Raw genomic sequence first — 19,309 nt, 5'->3', positions numbered from 1 at the left:
AGCGGTCGGACAACAATCTGGAAAGTGATGATGACGCTATGGATGGCGATGTTCTTCGCAGTGACCGCCGCGGTGGCGTGGCTGGTGCTGTTCCCGGCCGCGCGCGACGACGTGTTGGCGGGCGTGGGCCGGTGGCGGTCGCGGGTGGCCGGCGCGATCGCCCGCTGGCAATTACGGGCCAGCGGCCGCGGGGCCGATTCGTCGCGCGCGCTGCGCGAAGCAACTGGCCGACTGGTGGGCGGTTTGCGGCGCCACCGGTGGTTGCTGATCGGCACTGTGCTGGTGGTGTCGGTGCCGCCGGTGCTGATCCTGCAGCTGCGCCAACAGGTCACGTTGGAAGGATTCGATGGTGAAGCCGTAGTCGCCTCCGATCACCACGTGCTCGAACTGCTGCGCGGCGAGCGCCTGGCGCCACCTCCGGAGTTGCCACCGGCGTTCTTCTTGGCGGCCGAGGCCGAGTTGCAAGCCGACGTCGCGCGCCGCGCGGCGGATACCGGGGTGCCGGTGGCCATTTCCAGCGCCGACCGCAAGTGGGCCCGGATCGAGCCGTCATTCCAGCAGCGAGTGCTGGCGATTTACCAGGTGATGCGTGAGCAATATGGTTACCAGATGGTGCTGGTCGAGGGCTACCGCAGTCCCCAGCGACAAGCGGCACTGGCACGCAGGGGGGGCGCAGTGACGGGTGCGAAGGCCGGCCAGAGCTGCCACCAGTACGGACTTGCGGTGGACAGCGCGCTGTACCGCGACGGCAAACTGCAATGGGACATGGACGATCCGTGGACCCGACGAGGCTACTTCCTGTACGGCGAGCTGGCAACGGATGCCGGGTTGGAGTGGGGCGGCAACTGGCACAGCATCAAGGACTACGTCCATCTCGAACAGAAGACGGCGTGCCGTCAAGCGCGTCGCGCGGCCGGTTACTGATCGTCGCCGGCTGCGGGTGCCCACCCGGGGTGACTCCTGCTATTGTTGGCGCTGGCAACTGGATGCCAATCGCCCCACGGGGCCGCCAGCAGGGAGCACGGCCAATGTCAAAGCCTTTCATCGTCGTGGGCGACAAGATCGACCATGGCGGCGCCGTCGCCAGCAGCACCGCGACCACCGATATCAACGGCCTTCCGGTCGTCCGCATCAACGACAAGGTCACCTGCAGCCAGCACGGTGACACCGTGATCGTGACCGGCGACCCCACCACCATCATCGACGGCCAGCCGGTCGCCCGCCACGGCGACAAGACCGCCTGCGGCGCGACGTTGATTGCGAGCCAGACCCAGACCTTCATCGGCTGACCGGACCCCAGGGAGCGAGGCGTCGGCGCAAGAGGCGCGGGTGCGATTTCGAATGGACACGACACGGAGCAATACCAGCATGGACGCGGGGAGACCGGCTTGAAGCTCGCTCGCGTGCTGCGCACGGGTGCGCTGGTGCTGCTGCTGTTCGCGGCGGTCTGGTTCGCGGCGGTGCTGTATTGGCAGGCCGGCGAAATCAACCCGACCGCGGGCGATCTGACGGGATGGCTGCTTGGCCTGCCGCTGGTCTTGCTTGGCGGCTTCTGGCTGCTGCGGTGGCGCATCCGGCGGGCGAAGCAGAAACGCGCCGCGCCACCGGAGGCGGCTGCGGAGGTCGGCATCGAGCCCGTCATCGACAGCGGGCCGCAGCCTGACCGCATCGTGCATCTGCTGGCGGCTGCAGTGTGGCTGCGCGCCGGCAGTGATGCGGCAGGGGTCGCCGCGGCATTGGCCAAACCCGAGCGGCCGCCGTTGCACCCACGGTTGAAGGACGCGCTCGGCTTGCCGGTGTTCGCCGCCGAAGTTGAAGGGCTCGATCCGGGTTCGGTCGAGGCGGCGCTGGCCGACCCCGGCGCGCTGGACCGGGTATTCGGCGAAGAGAGCCTGCGCGCACTGGCGCTGCTTGATCCGGTGGCCGAGGAACTGTTGGCCGCGGCGTTGCCCCCGGCGCCAACGGTGTCCGATCTACTGCCCTCATGCGGGGGCTTGCATCCGCATGCGATGCACCATTCACGCTCCTCGCGCGCGGCCGCGCCGGCGCCTGCTGCGGCAATGCTGCGGGTGCGCCTGCTGCTACCTGCGACGTGGCCAGCGGCGGCGCGCCAAGCCAGTGGCGACTGGTTGCAGGCCAAGGCTCGCGCGATCGGTTTCAATGAAGACCAGTTCCACGTCGAGGTGGCTCCAGCCCATGCCGCCGGCGATGGCTGGCATCTGCTCGAACAGTTCGCCCAGGCTCAGACCCAAGCGCGAGACGGCGGTGACGACCGCCTGTTGTTGCTGGCCGCACATTCGGCAATCGCCGAGACCAGCATCGAGCGGCTCGACGCGCGCCGCGAGTTGCTGGTCAGCGGCCATCCCGAGGGCCTGATCCCGGGTGAAGGCGCCGCCGGTGTGCTGCTCGGCAATGCGGCACTGCCGCCCGACCCAGATGCGCCGCCGCCATTGCGCCTGCACCGGACGCTGCACGGCCGCGCCGGCACTGGCCGTGGCGCCAGCCGGCAGGCGGGTGAGCTGCTGCAGCACGCGCTGACCACCGCCGCCCAGCCGGCCGAGGCGATTGGAGTGGTGCTCAGCGATGCCGACCACCGCCCCAGCCGCGCGATCGAGATCGCCGGCGCGATCTCGGCAACCCTGCCCGCGCTCGACCCGGTCGATGATGCGCGCCACCTCGGCCTGGCCTGCGGCGACCTGGGTGCGGTCGCGCCGCTTGCCCTGCTCGCCGCCGCGGCGGCGCAGGCGGCGCATGACCAGGCGCCGGTGCTGGTGTTCGGCCTGGCCGACGCGCAGGCGCGGGTTGCGCTGGTGCTGTCGCCCTTGGCGGTCGCCGCTGACGATACCGGCGCCAACTCTCCGGCTTCCCCCGGTTCCACCGAGGCCGCACCCGCGGTCGCGGTCAACGCTTGACGATGATGGGTATGTTTTAGATGAGCAGCTTCTGGATGAACCTTCGTTATTGGCTGATGGATTACCGCGTGCTCGCCGTGTTGGGCATCGCCGGTGCCGCTGCGATCACCTATTTCGGCATCGATGGCCTGATGGCGGCGGGGGGCTGGCTGCTGGTCGCGGTGATCGCCGCGTTGGCGCTGTGGCTGCTGGTGGTGGTCGTGCGCAAGGTGCTGGCATTGCGCGCTGCCAAAGGCATCGACGGCATGGTGTCCGAGCAAGCCGACCAGGCCGTGACCGCCGCGCAGCCGGCCGCGCGCGCCGATGCCGAGATCCTGCGCGAGCGCATGGGCGAGGCGGTCAATGCGATCAAGTCGTCCAGGCTCGGCCAGATGAAGGGCCGAGCCGCGCTGTACGAGTTGCCGTGGTACGTGATCATCGGCAATCCGGCCGCAGGCAAGAGCACCGCGATCCTCAATTCGGGCTTGCGCTTTCCGTTCGAGGACAACCGCAGCAACGTCATCCACGGCCTCGGCGGCACCCGCAATTGCGACTGGTACTTCACCACCGAGGGCATCGTGCTCGATACCGCCGGCCGCTACTCGGTCAGCGCCGAGGACCGGCTGGAGTGGCTGACTTTCCTCGACTTGTTGAAGAAGAACCGCCCACGCGCGCCGATCAACGGCGTCATCATCGCCGCCTCGATTGCCGAGCTGTCGGGCAGCAAACCCGAGTTCGCGATCGACTTGGCCAAGAACCTGCGTCAGCGCGTGCAGGAGTTGACCGAGCGGCTGGAGGTGCATGCGCCGGTCTACGTCGTGTTCACCAAGGCCGACCTGATCAGTGGGTTCAGCGACTTCTTCCACGGACTTGACCCGTCGGAACGGGAAAACGCCTGGGGTGCAACCCTGCCGTTCGACCCGACCGGACAGACCGACGCACTGAGCGCCTTCGACAATCACTTCGACCAGTTGTCCGACGGGCTGCGCGAGATGAGCCTGTCGCAGATGGCCATGGCGCGTGGCCGCGAGATTCCGCCGGGGTTGTTGACGATGCCAATGGAGTTCGCCGGCATCAAGCCGGCGTTGCGCACGTTCATCGCCACCTTGTTCGAGGACAACCCGTACCAGTTCAAGCCGGTATTTCGCGGCTTCTACTTCACCAGTGCGCTGCAGGAGGGGGTCGCGGTGCAGCCGGCGTCGGACCGGGTGAGCCGCCAGTTCGGCCTGCATGCCGGTGTCCACGCCGGCGAATCGATCGTGCCCACCGACAGCAGCCATTTCCTGCTGGGTTTGTTCCGCAAGGTGATATTCGCCGACAGGCAACTGGTGCGGCAGTACGCCAGTCGAAGCCGCACCCGCTGGCGCCACGCTGCGTTCCTGGGCGCACTGGTGCTGTTGGCCGTTGGGCTGGCCGGGTGGACCTGGTCGTACACCGGCAATCAGCAACTGGTCGCCGACGTCACCGCCGATCTGGACAAGGCGGTCGCACTGCAGGTCGACAAGATCGATCTGGAGTCGCGCGTGCAGGCGCTGCTGGTCCTGCAGGACCGGCTGGAGCAGCTTGAACGCTATCGCCACGGCCACCCCTTGAGTCTGGGCCTGGGCCTGTACCAGGGGGAGGCGATCGAAGCCAAGTTGCGCACGGAGTACTTCAACGGCATGCGTCAGCTGATGCTGGTGCCGGTCGCCAGCAAGCTGGAGACCTATTTGGGCCAGGTCATTGCCCATCGCAGCGAATTGGGACCGTCAGCGGCCGCGAACAACGTCGACGTGGAAGCTGGAGCGGTGGTGGCCAGTGAGTCGACCGACGCGCAGCTTTACCAGGACGCCTCCCCGACCGATTCCCAGGATGCCTACAACGCGCTCAAGACCTACCTGATGCTGGGTGATCACGCGCGGGTGGAGAGCACCCACTTCAGCGACCAGGTGACGCGCTTCTGGCGCGGCTGGCTGGAGGCCAATCGCGGGGCCATGAGCCGCGAAGACATGCGGCGCGCGGCCGGTCGCCTGATGACGTTCTACGTGCAGCAATCCGGCCGCGCCGACTGGCCGCAGCTGGAGCTGAAGTACAGCCTTGTCGACGACAGCCGGCAGGCGTTGAAGCAGGTCATGCATGGCACCCCGGCGCGCGACCGCGTGTATGCGCAGATCAAGGCGCGCGCGGCGACCCGTTTCAGCCCCGTCACCGTGGCGGCGCTGTTGGGGGACAAGACGGCCGACGGTGCCATCACCGGCAGTCACCAGATCCCCGGGACGTTCACCCACAAGGCGTGGCAGGACTATGTCGAAGACGCCATCAGCGAAGCGGCCAATACCGAGCTCAGCGGCACTGACTGGGTGCTGGAGACCACCGTCCGCAATGACCTGACGCTGGCCGGCAGTCCGCAGCACATCGCCAAGGAACTGACCGCGATGTACAAGGCCGAGTACGCGCGCGAGTGGCGCCGGTTCCTGCAGGGTGTCAGCGTGGCGCGCTTCGATGATTTCGACGACGCCGTGGTGCAGCTGAACCGGCTTGGCGATCCGCGCAACTCGCCGTTGCGCACGTTGCTGGAGGCCGTCCACCGCGAGACCGTGTGGGACAACCCGGCCGCAGCCAGTGCGGCCGCTGGCGGCGCCCGCAGCGGCATTGCCGGCTGGTTCAACCGGGTGATCATGCGCCGCAACCCGACCTCGATACCGGTGGCCATCGACCCGGACACCGGCCAGGAGGTCGCGGCCGCCGCCGGGCCGGTCGGCCGGCAATTCGACGCACTGGCGCGATTGCTGGTGGAGGGTGACGGCAATCCGGCGCTACTGAACCAGTACTTCGAAGCGCTGGGCAAGGTCCGCAGCCGTTTCAACGCGATCAAGGCCCAGGGCGATGCCGGACCGGGCGCACACCAGTTGATGCAGCAGACCCTGGTGGGCGAAGGCTCCGAACTGGCGGCCGTGCTTACGCTGGTCGATGAGAAAATGCTCAACGGGCTGGCCGAGGAACAGCGCGAGACCTTGCGCCCGTTGCTGCTGCGATTGCTGATGCAGAGCTTCACGGCGTTGGTGCAGCCGACCCAAGTCGAGCTCAACCGGATCTGGAATGCGCAGGTCTACCAGCCGTTCCAGGACGGGATCGGCCAACGCTATCCCTACGCCCCGGACGCGCCGGTAGAGGCCTCACGCGCCGACATCGAGCAGATCTTCGGTGCGCAAGGTGCCATCGCGAAGTTTGGCCAGACCGGGCTGGGCTCGTTGGTGATCCGCCGTGGCAACACCCTGGCCACGCGCCGCTGGGCCGATATCGGCATCAACCTGCGCCCCGAGCTGATTGCCGGCTATGGGCAATGGGTGGGGGCCAGTGCGGCCGGCGAGGGCCCGACGATGGTGTTCCAGGTGTTGCCGCTGGCGGCCAACGGACGCGAGTACACGCTTGCCATCGACGGCCAGCAAATGCGCTATCGCAACACGCCACCGCAATGGCATACCTTCCAGTTGCCCGGCCAAGGGGTGCCCGGGGTCCAGATCAGCGCAGTGACCGGTGACGGTCGCAGCGTGCAGGTATTCGATGCGGCCGGCGATGCCGCCACCTCGGCGATGTTCGATGCGGCAAGCAAGACAAGCCTGGGCAAGCAGCATTACCGGCTGAGCTGGGAGCGCAATGGCGCCAAGGTCGCCGTCGAGCTGCGCATTGTCAGTTCGGTGCAGTCCAATGCCGGTTCCGCGGATTCGGTGGGCTTGCAGCTGCCGGCCCTGGTGGCTGGAGCCGCGTCGGCGGTGGGAGCCGGCGCCACCGGCTCGGTTGCCGCCCCGTCCGGGGTTCAGTAATGGTGGCCGCAGAGACCGCGCTGCCGGTCAGCTATTTTGGCAAGTTGCCCAGTCGCGGCGACTTCGTGCGCACGCCCGACAGCCATCCGCTGATGGTGATGCTCGACCGATGGGCCGGACAGGGACTGGAGTTGCTGGCGCGCGACCCTGGCTGGAAACAGCTCTACGACGATGCGCCAGCGATGCATTTCGCGTTCCTGGGCTCGCGCAGCCGATTGGCGATTGGCGGCCACTTCCTGCCCAGTCGCGACAGCTCCCAACGCCGTTTCCCGTTCCTGGCCGCGACCCGGATAGAGGTCGCCCAACCACTGGCGTTCATCGGCCGCAGTCCGATGGCGCTGTCGCGGCTTTGGGCCAGCCTGGCACGTCACTCCGCCCAGGCGGTGGCGGCCGACGATCCCAGCGGGCCGCTGCGTACGCTGGCCGAAAGTCGGGTCACCATCAATCCCGATCCGCAGATCTACGAAGCGCCATTCAACGACTTCATCGAGTTGCAGGACATCGGTTCGTTGCAGGACTTGCTGCGCCAATCGGGTCATCCCGAGTTGCGTCTGCGCTGGTTGTTGCCGGCACTGGGGTTGCTATTGCAGCCCGTGGTTGCCGGCGGATCGGCGCAGATCGACAAGGCACTGGCGCTGCCGTTGCCGCGTGATGCGCTGTATCGGCCACTGGTCGCCGCGTTCTGGCTCGACCTGGTGGCCGGGTTCCTGACGCGGGTCGACGTTGAACTGGCGCTGCTGGTGATCGAGGGCAGCGCGATGGAGCCGGGGCCACGACTGCTGGTCGCCTTCAATGGTGCCGACGGCCGCACCTTGCAGGCGGCGCTGGATCCGCAGCTGGCACGTGAGCAGATCATCCGCGTCGACGATGCGGAATGGGTCGACGACCAGATCGACGGTGACTATGCCCTCAACAAGCTGGTCAGCTACCTCGATCGCGACGATCTGTCGCTGCGCGCGGCCCGCACGATATTCAATGAGACCTTCCTGGAACCTGATATGCGCCCACATCCCCGCCCACGACTTGCCACCTTCCTGCTGGGACTTGCCGGCGCGACCCTTGCGTGCGCGAGCCTGGCCGCCACCGTTCAGCAGCGGTCGACGCCGACTGCTCCGGTGGCATCCGCCGCCATGGCATCCGCCCCCGATGCGGCCAAGCAGGTCATCGCCGCTGGTACCGTCCCCGACGAGGCGACCCGCGCGGCGATACTGAAACGCCTGGGTGAGCTGTACGGTCCGCAGCGCGTCGTCGACCGGATCGAAGTGGACGCCGTGATCGCTCCGCCCAACTGGCGGGATCGCGTACTTGGCATGCTCGGGCCGCAGCTGCAGCAAGTATCGGCCGGGCAGCTGGCCATCGATGGCACCCGTATCCGCGTCAGTGGCCAGGTCAGTAACGAGGCCGCGCGCCAGCAGGTGGCCAGCGCCATCGCCAATGCTGCCGGCCCGGACTATGTGCTGAAAAATGCGTTGAGCAACGGCGGTGACGATAACGCCGCCAACCCGCAGGCACTCCTGGACGGGGCGCTGGCCGATCGCATCATCGAGTTCGACAGTGGCAGCACGACCCTGACCGCCGGCGGCCGCGCCATCCTGGATGAAATGGCCGCCGCACTGGCGCAATTGGACAACCAGCAGGTCCAGGTGATCGGCCATACCGACAGCGTCGGCCTCCGCCAGGCCAACATTGCCCTGAGCCTGCAGCGGGCGATCGTGGTCAAGGCCTACCTGGAGCACCACGGCATCAGTGCCGACAACCTCGGGGTACAAGGCTTCGGGCCGGATCGACCGATCGCCGACAACGCCACCGATGAGGGTCGCTCGCGCAATCGCCGGATCGAGTTCCGGGTGCTGTGACCTGCATCGGCTGACGCTGGCCGGCCCATCCCACTAAACTGTGGTGATGACTATCCGAACGTTTTCCGACCACACCCCGATCCTTGGCGCACGCGTCTACGTCGACCCGGCCGCCACCGTCATCGGCGCGGTCAGTCTCGCCGACGACGTTTCCATCTGGCCTGGCTGCGTGCTGCGTGGTGACGTCAATTCGATCCAGGTTGGCGCGCGCACCAACATCCAGGACGGCACCATCGTCCATGTCACCCACGAAGGACCGTTCACCCGTCCCGGCGGCTTTCCCACCGTGATTGCCAACGACATCACCATCGGCCATGGCGCGATCATCCACGCCTGCCAGCTGGATGAGTTCTGCCTGGTCGGAATGGGCGCGATCGTGCTCGATGGCGCGACGGTGTCGCGATACGGGTTCGTGGGTGCTGGCGCCGTGGTGCCGCCGGGAAAGACCGTTGGCGAAGCGGAGTTGTGGCTCGGCAATCCGGCGCGTTACGTGCGCACGCTGAGCGACCGCGAGATCGAGCAACTGCAGTACAGCGCGCGCCACTACATGGCCTTGAAGGACCAGTACCTGCAGCAGGCCAAGGCCTGACCGGACGTTTCACCGTCCGGGCGCACTCAGGCGCCCGGGTCGCTCGCGTCAGGCGGGGGTAACCGGCACGTTGCTTCCAGCGCGCAGCTCGGCGTAGATCGCATCGCCGTCCGGACGCACGCCATGCCAGCACTTGAAGCTCTCGGCTGCCTGCTCCACCAGCATCCCCAGGCCATCGATCACCTGGTCGGCGCCCGCGGCGCGAGCCCAGCTCAGGAATCCGATCGCCGCCTCGCCATAGCCCAGGTCGACCACGTCGCAACGCGGGGCAATCAGGGAGTTGGGTAGCGGCAGCTCGCCGCCATCCATGTTCCGGCTGATCGAGGTGGCATTGATGATCAGGTCAAATGCACCCACCGTGCCCAAATCGGAGAAGTTGCGCGGGTGCACCCGGCTGGGCTCGCCCAGCAGGTCGGAGAGTCGATCGGTGCGGGTGTCGGTGCGGTTGACGATGAACAACCCGGCAATGCCGGCATCGAGCAGGGCCGGAGCCACGCCGTGCGCCACGCCGCCCGCGCCGATCAGTAACACCCGGCGTCCGCGCAAATCCTGGCGGTGCCGATCGGTGAGGTCGCGCACCAGGCCGAGTCCGTCGGTGTTGTCACCCTCCCAGCCGGACTTGGTGCGGATCAACGTATTGACCACCCCACAGCGTCGGGCGCGATCGGTCAGGCTGCCGCAGATTGCGGCCGCGCGGGCCTTGTTCGGCAAGGTGACGTTGGCGCCGACGCCGCCATGGGCGGCAAACTCGACCAGTGCAGCGTCGAAATGCTCGGCATCGGCATCGATCCTGTCGTACTCCAGCGCGATCCCGGTTTGCCGACCGTAGGCGGCATGGATCAGCGGTGACAGTGAATGCGCGATCGGGTGACCGATCACGGCGAAGCGGGGAATGGTCATGGTGGCCTCGCTTGAAAATGAAGAATGCATACAGGCAGACGCGCAAAGCGACATCACACGGCCTTGTCGCGCAGTCTACCCGTCGCGGTGTCAACGCGGCCGGCGGCGAGTGGCACCAAAAGTCTTCATGACGCTACCGCGCTTCAGGCCGACTCGTGGATCCACTGGGCTGCATCGAGCGCAAAGTAGGTCAGCACGCCATCGGCGCCGGCGCGCCTGATGCTGGTGAGTGCTTCCATCACACAGCCGCGTTCGTCGATCCAGCCGTTATTCGCAGCGGCCTTCAGCATCGCGTATTCGCCGCTGACCTGGTAAACGAAGGTCGGCACGCCGAACGCATCCTTCACCCGGCGAACGATGTCCAGGTAGGGAAGGCCGGGTTTGACCATCACCATGTCGGCACCCTCGTCCAGGTCCAGCGCGACTTCACGCAAGGCCTCGTCCGAGTTGGCCGGATCCATCTGGTAGGTCTGCTTGTCGGCCTTGCCGAGCGCGGACGCCGAGCCGACGGCGTCGCGGAACGGGCCGTAGAACGCGCTGGCGTACTTGGCGCTGTAAGCCATGATGCGGGTGTGGATGTGGCCTTCGGCCTCCAGCGCCTCGCGAATCCGGCCGATCCGGCCATCCATCATGTCGCTGGGTGCGACGATATCGACGCCGGCGGCAGCATGCGACAGCGCCTGTTTGACCAACGCGTCCACGGTGGTTTCGTTCACCACGTAGCCGCTGTCATCCAGCAGCCCGTCCTGACCATGGCTGGTGTACGGGTCCAGGGCAACATCGGTGATTACCCCGAGCTGCGGGAAACGCTGCTTGAGTGCGCGTATCGCTCGCTGGCACAGACCATCGTCATCCCATGCCGCCGCGGCATCCAGCGACTTGGCGTCCGGTGCGGTGACCGGGAACAGCGCCAGCGCGGGGATCTTCAGCTCGCTGGCCTGCTCGGCGACCTTCAGCAGCTCATCGATCGACAGCCGCTCCACACCCGGCATCGAGGCGACCGCCTCGCGGCCGGTGAGCTCGTGGACGAAGACCGGGTAGATCAGGTCGTTGCAGGTCAGGATCGTCTCGCGCATCAACCGGCGCGAGAAATCGTCGCGGCGCATCCGCCGCGGACGGATATGGGGATAACTGCTCATGGCCGGCATTTTACGCCAGCGCGCCGGCAAGCGCCGGGTCAGCGCTCGCCAGTCAGAAGACCCCGCCACCCAGGCTCAGGCGAACGATGGCGACGATGATCACGATGCCGTTCATCACCAGGCCGGCCTTGGCCCGGCCGCGATTCTGGCTACGGGTGAACGCAATGCCGATGGCGGCGATGACCGCGCCGACCGCGGCGAACGGAATCAGTAGCCAGTTGGTGATGCCGATGATCGGTATGAGTGCAATCACCATCCAGATCATCGCGACAATGCCCCATAACAGGCTGATCAATCCCATGCTGGTTTCTCCGTGATGCTGTCGCTGGTTTCAAGGTGACCATTATCGCGCCCTGGTCGCCGGTGGGCGAGGATCAAAGGTCATGCGTGCCGTCGATTTCCATCCGCAATTCGCGTCGGCAGATCGTGGCATGCAGGATGATCCGCGGTACGTCCGATGCCAGCCGTTGCTCCAGCATCGCGGCCATGTGGTTCAGTTCGGCAGGGTCGCGCACGTACACCTTCAGGTGCGAGCCGGCACCGAAACTGGTCGGCACTCCGGGTCGAAGGCGGCGGGCGGCGCCAATCAGGCTGTCGAAATTGGCCAAGGTCTCGTCGAGCTGGGTCTCGATCGCGTCGGCATGCCGCGACTCGTGGCCGACGATGGCCGCAGTGCCCGACAGCAGCAGCGGCATGGTGCTGCCCGGCGACGGCAGCATTGCGCGAGCGAAGCTGGGCGAACGCAGGCCGTAGCGGCGCGGGTAGCGCCAGGCGCTGATTTGGCGCGGGTTCTCCACCGCAGTTCCGGGCGTCTTCGCCGCCAGCCAGTAGACCTGCAGGCGACGCTGGCCATCGACGCGGCCGACGGCGGTCGCGGCGGGCAGTTGCGTGGCATCGAAATCACCCAGCCCGGTGGCACGGCCGACACAGAAGCGGCGGTAACGCTCGCCATCGCCATCGCCATCGGTAATGGCGTCCAGGTAGTTCCAGATCCGCAGCAGGTGCGGGTAGCCGCGCCTGGCCGTGAATGCCAACAGCTCGCGATACGCCGTCTCGGCCGCCGCGCCAATATCCTCACCCGCGGGCTCGTCGATCTCGATGGCACCAAATTGCAGCGCGCCATCCTCGGCCCAGGCCACATCGCCCTCGCGGCCGCATTGCACGCCAGGGCTGGCGCGCCAGACTTCCAGCGGTGCCTTGCGGAGAGGTTGCAGGCCCACCCGCAGGTAGCGGGGGTCGTCATGGCAAGGTGCGGCGTCGCCAAAACCAAACACCGCCAAGGTGTCGTCCGCGGCTAGCAGTTCGGCCAGATCCTGGTGGACGTAATCGACCGCCAGGCAGGCCGACGTCGGATGCGGGTGGGAGCCGTGGATCAAGGGTTCAGGGTTGGGCTGGATCATGGCGCCCATGATAGCCGGTGGCCCGTGCACGCCCGTGTGGTTGCGCCCGGGAGCGGCATGCCGGATCGTTACCTCTTTGAATTGTCCTGGAACCTGTCAATGCCCGTACAAACTCCTGCCGAGGCCGCCTTGGCGCAATTACTGGTTGAAAGCCTGAACCTGGAGGATGTCGAGCCGGCGCAGATCGACCCGCAGGCACCGCTGTTTGGTGACGGGCTGGGACTGGACTCGATCGATGCGCTGGAGCTGGCCCTGGCGATCAGCAAGGTGCACGGGTTCCAGCTGCGCTCGGACAATGAGGAAAATCGCCGCGTGTTTGCCTCCCTGGCCGCGTTGTCGGCGCATGTCGAACAACATAAGTCCGCCTGACCCGGAACCCGTGCTGACGACCCGTCAATGACGATCGTGGTGGTCGCGCGGTTGGTGCTGGCCGTCGCCTATCCGTTGCTGGCCCATCGCGCCAGCGTCGATGGCGACAACCTGCTGGCGTCGGTGGCGCTGGCCGATCTGGTGCTGGTCGTGCTGCTGGTGCCATTGGTGCGCCTGCGGGGCTGGGCCTGGGCGGTGATGGTGCTGGCCGTGGCCGGGCTGTGGTCGCTTCATGACGGCGACATCCCGGTGTTGTTGCTGCTGGCACCACCAATGCTGTTCACCGCGTTGGTGTCGTGGTGGTTTGGCCGCAGCCTGCGGCCGGGCCGGGTGCCATTGATCAGCCGGATCGCCGCGGCGATGGAAGCCTGCGAGCCCGCTGCGCTGGAACCCCGGCTGCAGCGCTACACCCGTCGGCTTACGCTGGCCTGGGCGCTGTTGCTGGGTACCCTGGCGCTGGCCGATGGCGCGCTGGCGATGATCGCCGTGCCCGACGGTCTGCTGGTCCGCCTCGGTCAGCCGCCGCTGGTCAGCGTGTCGCAGCAGACCTGGTCGTGGTTCGCCAACCTTCTCGACTACGGCATCATCGGCGCCTTCTTCGTTGGCGAGTACCTGTTGCGCAAGCGCCTGTTCCCGGATGCCCCGTATCGGAGTTTTGTTGATTTCCTGCGCCGGATGGCCGCGCTCGGCCCGCGCTTCTGGCGCGACTCATCCTCCTGACCACTACACCGGCACTGGCTTATCCTTGTCTGTTCCATTGCAATCCAGGATTGCCGTGCCGCCGATGCCATTCGTGATCCCGCCTGACCACCCCAGCCTGCCGGGACATTTTCCCGGCCATGCGCTGGTTCCCGGCGTGGTTCTGCTGGATCGGGTCCTGGATGCGGTTGAGCTGATGCAGCCCGGGTTGGAGCTGGGGGGCTTGCGCCTGCCACGGGTGAAGTTCCTGCAGCCCTTGTTGCCCGGCCAGACCGCACGGGTGGAGCTGACCCGGTTGGAGCCTGCAGGCTGGCGTTTCCAGGTATTGCGTGGAGACACCGTATTGGCCCGGGGCGACCTCACGACCGGAGCAGCACGGTGAGCGAGCTCTGGCAGCGGCGCCCCGAGGGTGGCAACCGCACTACGTTGCGGATGATCGTCGCTATCGCTCGTGGTGCGGGACGCTGGCCGGCGCGGCTGTTGCTGTTTCCGATCACCGCGTACTTCCTGCTCATGCGTGGCCCGGAGCGGCGCGCGTCACGCGCCTACCTGACCCGGGTGCTGGGCCGGCCCGCCAGACTGACCGAGGTCGCCCGTCATATCCACGCGTTTGCCGCCACCATCCTGGATCGGGTGTTCCTGTTGGGCGGTGAGCTGGATCGCTTCGATGTGCGTGTGCAGGGCGCGTCGGCATCGCTGGCCCAGATCGCGCGCGGTCGTGGTGCGCTGATGTTTGGCTCCCACCTTGGCAGCTTCGAGGTGTTGCGCGTGCTCTCCACAACCCTTCCGGAGGTCCAGTTGCGGGTGGTACTGGATGTCGGTCACAACCCGGCCCTGACCGCCTTGCTGGATGCGCTGAACCCCGCCGTGGCGCGAACCGTGATCGATGCAGGCCAGGGCGGGCCTTCGGTGTTGCTCGCCATCAAGGAAGCCACCGATGCCGGGGCGCTGGTCGCGCTGCTGGTCGACCGGGTCCAGCCGGGGCAACCCTCGCACCCGGTCGAATTTCTGGGCGATGTCGCCCGGTTCCCGCTGGCGCCCTGGCAGTTGGCCAGTGTCCTTGATGTGCCGCTGGTGCTGGGTTTCGGGCTGTATCGCGGTGGCAACCGCTACGACCTGGTGTTCGAGGTGCTCAGTGAAGGCCTCTCGATACCCCGCAAGGAGCGCCCTGCCAAGCTGGCCGCCCTCGTTCAGGGTTACGCCAGCCGCTTGCAGCACCATGCATGTAGTGCGCCGTACAACTGGTTCAACTTCTATGACTTCTGGCAAGCCGATGATGATGCGATCGATCTCCACCGCCGTGGCACTGACGCTGGCAAGCGTATTGTTGCCGAGCACCGCGACGGCTGAGCCGGCCGCGCCGCAGACGGCGGCCGGGCCGGCAACCGCCGCCAACCAGGTGGACAGCGACTGGATCCTGGCCCGGCTGGCGCGCCCGGCACCGATGCGAACCGCTTTCGTCGAGCTGCGTGAGTCGCCGCTGCTGAAAAATCCATTGCGGCTCAGCGGCGAATACCGCCAACCTGCGGCTGGCGTGCTGGTGCGTGAGGTACGAACGCCCTATGCGGAGACCACCACCATTGCTGCTGGCGAGGCGACCCTCGAGCGCGCCGGAAAATCACCACGCACTTTCTCGTTGACCCGCGCCCCGGAGCTGGCCAGCCTGCAGGCGAGCTTCGGCGCGTTGCTGTCGGGCGATCGCGCCGCGCTGCAACAACACTATGCCGTCAGCAGTGACGGCAGCCGCCAGCAATGGATCCTGACCATGGTGCCGAAGGACCCGCAATTGGCCGGGAAGCTGCGTGATATCACCCTTTATGGCCAAGGCGCGGAGCTGCGGTGCATCGAGACCCGGACCACTGCGGACCCGGAGCCGCAACGCACCCTGTTGGCGGGCGCCGCGCGCGACGCGGCCGGTGTCGACGATGCAACCGCCCTGGCTCGGTTGTGCCACCGCAGCGGCGTGTCTGCGCGATGAGTCCGGCACCATGAGTCCGACGCGGCGGCTGGCGCTGGCGCTGGCGTGGTTGGCGCTGTTGCTGGGCGCGGGCTGGTGGGTCGGCCAGCACCTGCAGCTCAGCGGCGACCTGCGCAAGTTCATGCCCGAGGCGCGAACGCCCGAGCAGAAGATGTTGATTGATGAGCTTGGCGAAGGCCCGGGTTCGCGTTTGTTGTTGCTGGCGTTGTCCAACGATGACCCGCAGGCACTGGCGCGACAGTCCACCGCGTTGCGCCAGACGCTGGCCGACGATGAGCAGTTCAGCCTGGTTGCCAATGGCGGCGTGGCCGGGCTGGAGGCGATCCCTGAGCGATTGCGCCCCTACCGATATTTGCTGTCCGACACCCTGGATTCGCAACGCCTGGATGCGGATTATCTGGCCGACCAGCTGCAGGCGCGGGTGCAGGATCTGGGCTCGCCGGCAGCCGCGCTGATCGAGCCGCTGCTGCCGGCCGATCCGACCCTGGAAATCCTCGCACTGGCGGAGGACTGGCAACCCGAAAGCGCACCACGGCGCCTGCACGGGGTGTGGTTCGATCAAGCCGGCGAACGCGCCTTGCTCGCGGTGCAAACGCAGGCGGCGGGGTTCGACCCAAGCGGCCAGCAGTCGGCGGTGACCGCGATCGAACACGCGTTTGCACAGGTTCGAGGTGACAGTCCGGCGCGGCTGGTGATGACCGGTCCCGGCGCATTCTCGGTCGAGGTCGGCGGACGCACCAAACGCGAGGCCAGCTTGATCGGCACCTTGGACGGGCTGGTGTTCGCGCTGCTGCTGCTGCTCGCCTACCGTAGTTGGAAGGCACCACTGCTGGGTGCATTGCCGCTGGCCAGCGGTGGACTGGCCGGTCTGGCTGCGGTCGCGTTGGGGTTTGATGGCGTGCACGGGATCACCGTGGCATTCGGCTTCACCCTGATCGGGGTCGCCCAGGACTATCCCATCCACCTGATCAGCCACCAGCGGCCCGGTTTGTCGCCGTGGGACAACGCGCGTGAGCTGTGGCCAACCCTGGGCACCGGCGTGGTTGCGACCTGCATCGCCTACCTGACCTTCCTGGTATCGGGCGTGGAAGGCCTGAAGCAGCTGGCGGTGTTCACCATTGCCGGTCTCGGCGTTGCCGCGCTGGCGACGCGTTTCCTGCTGCCGGGCCTGATCGATACCGCCGAGAACGGCGGAAATCCATACGATGCCGCGGCTTCACCGACCATGGCGCGGTTATGGAAGCGGTTCTCGGGCTGGCCGCGGATGGGCGTGGTGCCATGCGTCTTGCTGGCGCTCGTGGCCGCTGCCGTCGCCGGATTCGCTCCGGGGTCGTTCTGGCAGAACGACCTGTCCAGGTTGACCCCGGTGCCGGAGCACCTGCTGGCCCTGGATGGCGAGCTGCGCGGCGAGCTGGGTGCTCCCGACGTGCGCTACCTGGTGACCCTGCAGGCCGATGACACCGAATCGGTCCTGCAGGCGTCCGAGCGCCTGCAACCGGTACTGCGGCAGTTGCGCGGCGACGGGCTGGTGCAGGGGTTCGAGCTGGCCGCACGCTACCTGCCCAGCGCCGCGACCCAACGCGCGCGCCAGGCGCGGCTGCCCGATGCCACCGTCCTGGAGGCATCGCTGGAAGAGGCGGTGGCGGCAAGCCCCTTCCGAAGCGACGTCTTTGCGCCATTTCTGGCGGATGTGGCGGCGGCACGCGTTGCGCCGCCGTTGACGGTCGATGATCTGGCCGGGACGCCGCTGGCGGCGAGCGTCGAGGGCTTGCTCGTACGCGGCGACGGGCATGTCACCGCCCTGGTCGCCCTCAGCGGGCTCACCGATCCGGTTGCCGTCGCCGGCACGATCGAACCGCATGGCGCGACGTTGCTGGACCTCAAGCAGGCGTCCGAGTCACTGGTGGCCGAGTACCGGGAGCGCCTGTTGTGGGCGTTGGCGTTGGCCGCGGTGCTGTTGATTGCCACCGTGTGGGCGGCGCTGCGTGACTGGCGCCGGGCGTTGCGCGTGGTCGCGCCGATGGCCTTGGCGACGTTGCTGCTGCTGGCGGTGTTGCGTGGGCTGGGCGTGGAGCTGAACCTGTTCCACCTGGTCGCGCTGATCCTCGCCGCCGGGCTGGGCCTGGACTACGGATTGTTCTTCGATCACGCCGGGGACGATCGCGACAGTCAGCTGCGCGCGCTGCATGCGATCGTGGTGTGCAGCCTGGCGACGCTGCTGGTGTTTGCGCTGTTGGCCAGCTCCAGCATCCCGGTGTTGCGTGCGATCGGCAGTACCGTGGCGATGGGCGTGTTGTTCAATTTCGTGTTGTCGTTGTTGATCGTGCGCCAGGACGCAGCCGGCAAACCGTCGATGGCAACGTCACGGGACCTGGCGCGGAGTCGCCTGTGAGCCGCCTGTGAGCCGGCCCGTCGGGCGCGACCAGATTGCCCGCCTGATCCCGCACCAGGGCCAGATGTGTCTGTGGGACGAGGTGCTCGACTGGGACGCGGACGTCATCCATCTGCGCACCACGCGTCATCGCGATCCCGCCCACCCGCTGCGCAGCCACGACTGCCTGCGTGCGATCCATCTGTGCGAATACGGCGCGCAGGCGATGGCGGTGCATGGCGGGCTGCTTGCGCAAGCTGCGGGCGGGGTCGCGCGCCCCGGCATGCTGGTTTCCTTGCGTGCGGTCGAGTTGCATGTTGCCCGGATCGACCAGCTTGCCGGCGACCTTGTAGCCGAGGCGCGACTGCTGATTGGTGGCGACCACGGCTGGCAATACCACTTTTGCATCCGCCACGCCGGAAGCCTGCTGGCGGAAGGGCGCGCCGCGGTGATGCCGCAACCTGAGCCTGCTTCGTGAAGCCTGCGCCGTCGTGCGTGCGAGGATGGCTTGACTGCCCTGGAGACCCCTGATGACTGAACCACCCGTCCTGCGTCGCGCACTGGTCACTGGCGGCAGTGGCGATATCGGCAGCGCGATCTGCGCGCGGCTGGCGGCCGATGGCATGCATGTCATCGTCCATGCCAATGCCAACCTCGAGCGCGCGGCCCAGGTGGTCGCGGCGATCCACCACGAAGGCGGCAGCGCGCAGGCGGTCGGCTTCGATGTCACCGATGGCGCCGCGACGCGCACGGCGATCGATACCTTGCTGCTCGATGGCCCGATCCAGGTCGTGATCAACAATGCGGGCATCCATGACGACGCGCCGATGGCGGGGATGGACGAGGAGCAGTGGCGACGGGTGATCGACGTATCCGTGCATGGTTTCTTCAACGTCACCCAACCGCTGCTGCTGCCGATGGCACGCACGCGTTGGGGCCGGGTCGTCAGCGTGTCCTCGGTCGCCGCGGTGCTGGGAAACCGCGGCCAAAGCAACTACGCCGCCGCCAAGTCAGCACTGCATGGCGCCAGCAAATCCCTGGCCCGGGAGATGGCCAGCCGCGGGATCACCGTCAACGTGGTCGCGCCGGGGGTGATCGAAGGTCGCATGGCTGACCAGGCGTTTGCACCGGAGATGATCAAGCAGATGGTCCCCGCCGGCCGCGCCGGGCAACCCGCCGAGGTCGCCGCCCTGGTCGGCTTCCTGTGCTCGCGCGATGCCGGCTACATCAATGGCCAGGTCATCGGCGTTAATGGCGGGATGGGCTGATCAGGGCGATACTCAAGCCAACTGTGTCCACTCGGGCGACCCCGAG

Annotated in this window: 18 protein-coding genes; 14 read left to right on the top strand and 4 right to left on the bottom strand. The window is 67.2% G+C overall.

The window, feature by feature from the left end; translation table 11 throughout:
* Positions 1-27 precede the first annotated feature (27 nt).
* From ACW5DN_RS10725 to ACW5DN_RS10700, 6 genes are all read left to right on the top strand, one after another.
* Complete coding sequence (locus tag ACW5DN_RS10725) at positions 28-924, top strand: M15 family metallopeptidase (protein ID WP_456962652.1); 897 nt, start codon at positions 28-30, stop codon at positions 922-924.
* A 104-nt stretch (positions 925-1,028) separates the two neighbouring features.
* Complete coding sequence (locus ACW5DN_RS10720) at positions 1,029-1,289, top strand: PAAR domain-containing protein (RefSeq protein ID WP_456962651.1); 261 nt, start codon at positions 1,029-1,031, stop codon at positions 1,287-1,289.
* A 99-nt stretch (positions 1,290-1,388) separates the two neighbouring features.
* Complete coding sequence (locus ACW5DN_RS10715; protein ID WP_456962650.1) at positions 1,389-2,912, top strand: hypothetical protein; 1,524 nt, start codon at positions 1,389-1,391, stop codon at positions 2,910-2,912.
* 35 nt (positions 2,913-2,947) lie between these two features.
* Complete coding sequence (gene tssM, locus ACW5DN_RS10710; RefSeq protein WP_456962649.1) at positions 2,948-6,694, top strand: type VI secretion system membrane subunit TssM; 3,747 nt, start codon at positions 2,948-2,950, stop codon at positions 6,692-6,694.
* A 2-nt stretch (positions 6,695-6,696) separates the two neighbouring features.
* On the top strand, positions 6,697-8,550 hold the full coding sequence (gene tagF / locus ACW5DN_RS10705; RefSeq protein ID WP_456962648.1) for a type VI secretion system-associated protein TagF: 1,854 nt from the start codon (positions 6,697-6,699) through the stop codon (positions 8,548-8,550).
* 43 nt (positions 8,551-8,593) lie between these two features.
* Entirely contained in the window at positions 8,594-9,139 is a 546-nt protein-coding gene (locus ACW5DN_RS10700; RefSeq protein WP_456962647.1) for a gamma carbonic anhydrase family protein, read from the top strand.
* 48 nt (positions 9,140-9,187) lie between these two features.
* On the opposite strand, the gene aroE is transcribed toward ACW5DN_RS10700, so the two are convergent.
* The 4 genes from aroE to ACW5DN_RS10680 form a co-directional block, all read right to left on the bottom strand.
* On the bottom strand, positions 9,188-10,039 hold the full coding sequence (gene aroE / locus ACW5DN_RS10695) for a shikimate dehydrogenase (protein ID WP_456962646.1): 852 nt from the start codon (positions 10,037-10,039) through the stop codon (positions 9,188-9,190).
* Positions 10,040-10,182: 143 nt separating this feature from the next.
* Positions 10,183-11,178 (bottom strand): porphobilinogen synthase, encoded by a 996-nt coding sequence (gene hemB, locus ACW5DN_RS10690; RefSeq protein WP_456962645.1) that lies wholly within the window; start codon positions 11,176-11,178, stop codon positions 10,183-10,185.
* A 52-nt stretch (positions 11,179-11,230) separates the two neighbouring features.
* Positions 11,231-11,479 (bottom strand): hypothetical protein, encoded by a 249-nt coding sequence (locus ACW5DN_RS10685; RefSeq protein WP_456962644.1) that lies wholly within the window; start codon positions 11,477-11,479, stop codon positions 11,231-11,233.
* Positions 11,480-11,552: 73 nt separating this feature from the next.
* Positions 11,553-12,578, bottom strand: a complete 1,026-nt coding sequence (locus ACW5DN_RS10680) for a chorismate transformation enzyme, FkbO/Hyg5 family (protein WP_456962643.1) — start codon at positions 12,576-12,578, stop codon at positions 11,553-11,555.
* Positions 12,579-12,677: 99 nt separating this feature from the next.
* On the opposite strand from ACW5DN_RS10680, the gene ACW5DN_RS10675 reads away from it, so the two are divergent.
* From ACW5DN_RS10675 to fabG, 8 genes are all read left to right on the top strand, one after another.
* Positions 12,678-12,947 (top strand): phosphopantetheine-binding protein, encoded by a 270-nt coding sequence (locus ACW5DN_RS10675; RefSeq protein ID WP_456962642.1) that lies wholly within the window; start codon positions 12,678-12,680, stop codon positions 12,945-12,947.
* A gap of 36 nt (positions 12,948-12,983) precedes the next feature.
* On the top strand, positions 12,984-13,667 hold the full coding sequence (locus ACW5DN_RS10670) for a ketosynthase (protein ID WP_456963047.1): 684 nt from the start codon (positions 12,984-12,986) through the stop codon (positions 13,665-13,667).
* Between the two features lie 64 nt (positions 13,668-13,731).
* On the top strand, positions 13,732-14,028 hold the full coding sequence (locus ACW5DN_RS10665; protein ID WP_456963046.1) for a hypothetical protein: 297 nt from the start codon (positions 13,732-13,734) through the stop codon (positions 14,026-14,028).
* On the top strand, positions 14,025-14,996 hold the full coding sequence (locus tag ACW5DN_RS10660; protein ID WP_456962641.1) for an acyltransferase: 972 nt from the start codon (positions 14,025-14,027) through the stop codon (positions 14,994-14,996). The genes ACW5DN_RS10665 and ACW5DN_RS10660 overlap by 4 nt, the downstream gene beginning before the upstream one ends.
* Positions 14,920-15,624, top strand: coding sequence for a LolA-related protein (locus ACW5DN_RS10655; RefSeq protein WP_456962640.1), 705 nt, complete (start codon positions 14,920-14,922; stop codon positions 15,622-15,624). Before ACW5DN_RS10660 ends, ACW5DN_RS10655 begins: the two co-directional genes overlap by 77 nt.
* Positions 15,625-15,634: 10 nt before the next feature.
* The gene (locus tag ACW5DN_RS10650; RefSeq protein WP_456963045.1) at positions 15,635-18,016 is read left to right on the top strand and encodes an MMPL family transporter; all 2,382 of its coding nucleotides are present in this window, start codon (positions 15,635-15,637) and stop codon (positions 18,014-18,016) included.
* A 64-nt stretch (positions 18,017-18,080) separates the two neighbouring features.
* Positions 18,081-18,473, top strand: a complete 393-nt coding sequence (locus tag ACW5DN_RS10645; RefSeq protein WP_456963044.1) for a phosphotransferase — start codon at positions 18,081-18,083, stop codon at positions 18,471-18,473.
* Between the two features lie 52 nt (positions 18,474-18,525).
* Positions 18,526-19,263, top strand: a complete 738-nt coding sequence (gene fabG, locus ACW5DN_RS10640) for a 3-oxoacyl-ACP reductase FabG (protein ID WP_456962639.1) — start codon at positions 18,526-18,528, stop codon at positions 19,261-19,263.
* Positions 19,264-19,309: the final 46 nt, after the last annotated feature.

Source organism: Lysobacter sp. A289 (genome assembly GCF_054072675.1).
Note: the sequence above shows the minus strand (reverse complement) of the source record. Positions and strands in the feature narration are given on the sequence as shown.

Bases quoted from the DNA above. Each gene is read 5' to 3' on its own strand.
- hemB (WP_456962645.1), bottom strand. From the start codon at position 11,178: ATGAGCAGTTATCCCCATATCCGTCCGCGGCGGATGCGCCGCGACGAT.
- ACW5DN_RS10680 (WP_456962643.1), bottom strand. From the start codon at position 12,578: ATGATCCAGCCCAACCCTGAACCCTTGATCCACGGCTCCCACCCGCAT.
- ACW5DN_RS10685 (WP_456962644.1), bottom strand. From the start codon at position 11,479: ATGGGATTGATCAGCCTGTTATGGGGCATTGTCGCGATGATCTGGATG.
- ACW5DN_RS10720 (WP_456962651.1), top strand. From the start codon at position 1,029: ATGTCAAAGCCTTTCATCGTCGTGGGCGACAAGATCGACCATGGCGGC.
- tssM (WP_456962649.1), top strand. From the start codon at position 2,948: ATGAACCTTCGTTATTGGCTGATGGATTACCGCGTGCTCGCCGTGTTG.
- ACW5DN_RS10650 (WP_456963045.1), top strand. From the start codon at position 15,635: ATGAGTCCGACGCGGCGGCTGGCGCTGGCGCTGGCGTGGTTGGCGCTG.
- ACW5DN_RS10655 (WP_456962640.1), top strand. From the start codon at position 14,920: ATGATGATGCGATCGATCTCCACCGCCGTGGCACTGACGCTGGCAAGC.
- ACW5DN_RS10665 (WP_456963046.1), top strand. From the start codon at position 13,732: ATGCCATTCGTGATCCCGCCTGACCACCCCAGCCTGCCGGGACATTTT.
- aroE (WP_456962646.1), bottom strand. From the start codon at position 10,039: ATGACCATTCCCCGCTTCGCCGTGATCGGTCACCCGATCGCGCATTCA.
- fabG (WP_456962639.1), top strand. From the start codon at position 18,526: ATGACTGAACCACCCGTCCTGCGTCGCGCACTGGTCACTGGCGGCAGT.
- ACW5DN_RS10725 (WP_456962652.1), top strand. From the start codon at position 28: ATGATGACGCTATGGATGGCGATGTTCTTCGCAGTGACCGCCGCGGTG.
- ACW5DN_RS10675 (WP_456962642.1), top strand. From the start codon at position 12,678: ATGCCCGTACAAACTCCTGCCGAGGCCGCCTTGGCGCAATTACTGGTT.
- ACW5DN_RS10645 (WP_456963044.1), top strand. From the start codon at position 18,081: ATGTGTCTGTGGGACGAGGTGCTCGACTGGGACGCGGACGTCATCCAT.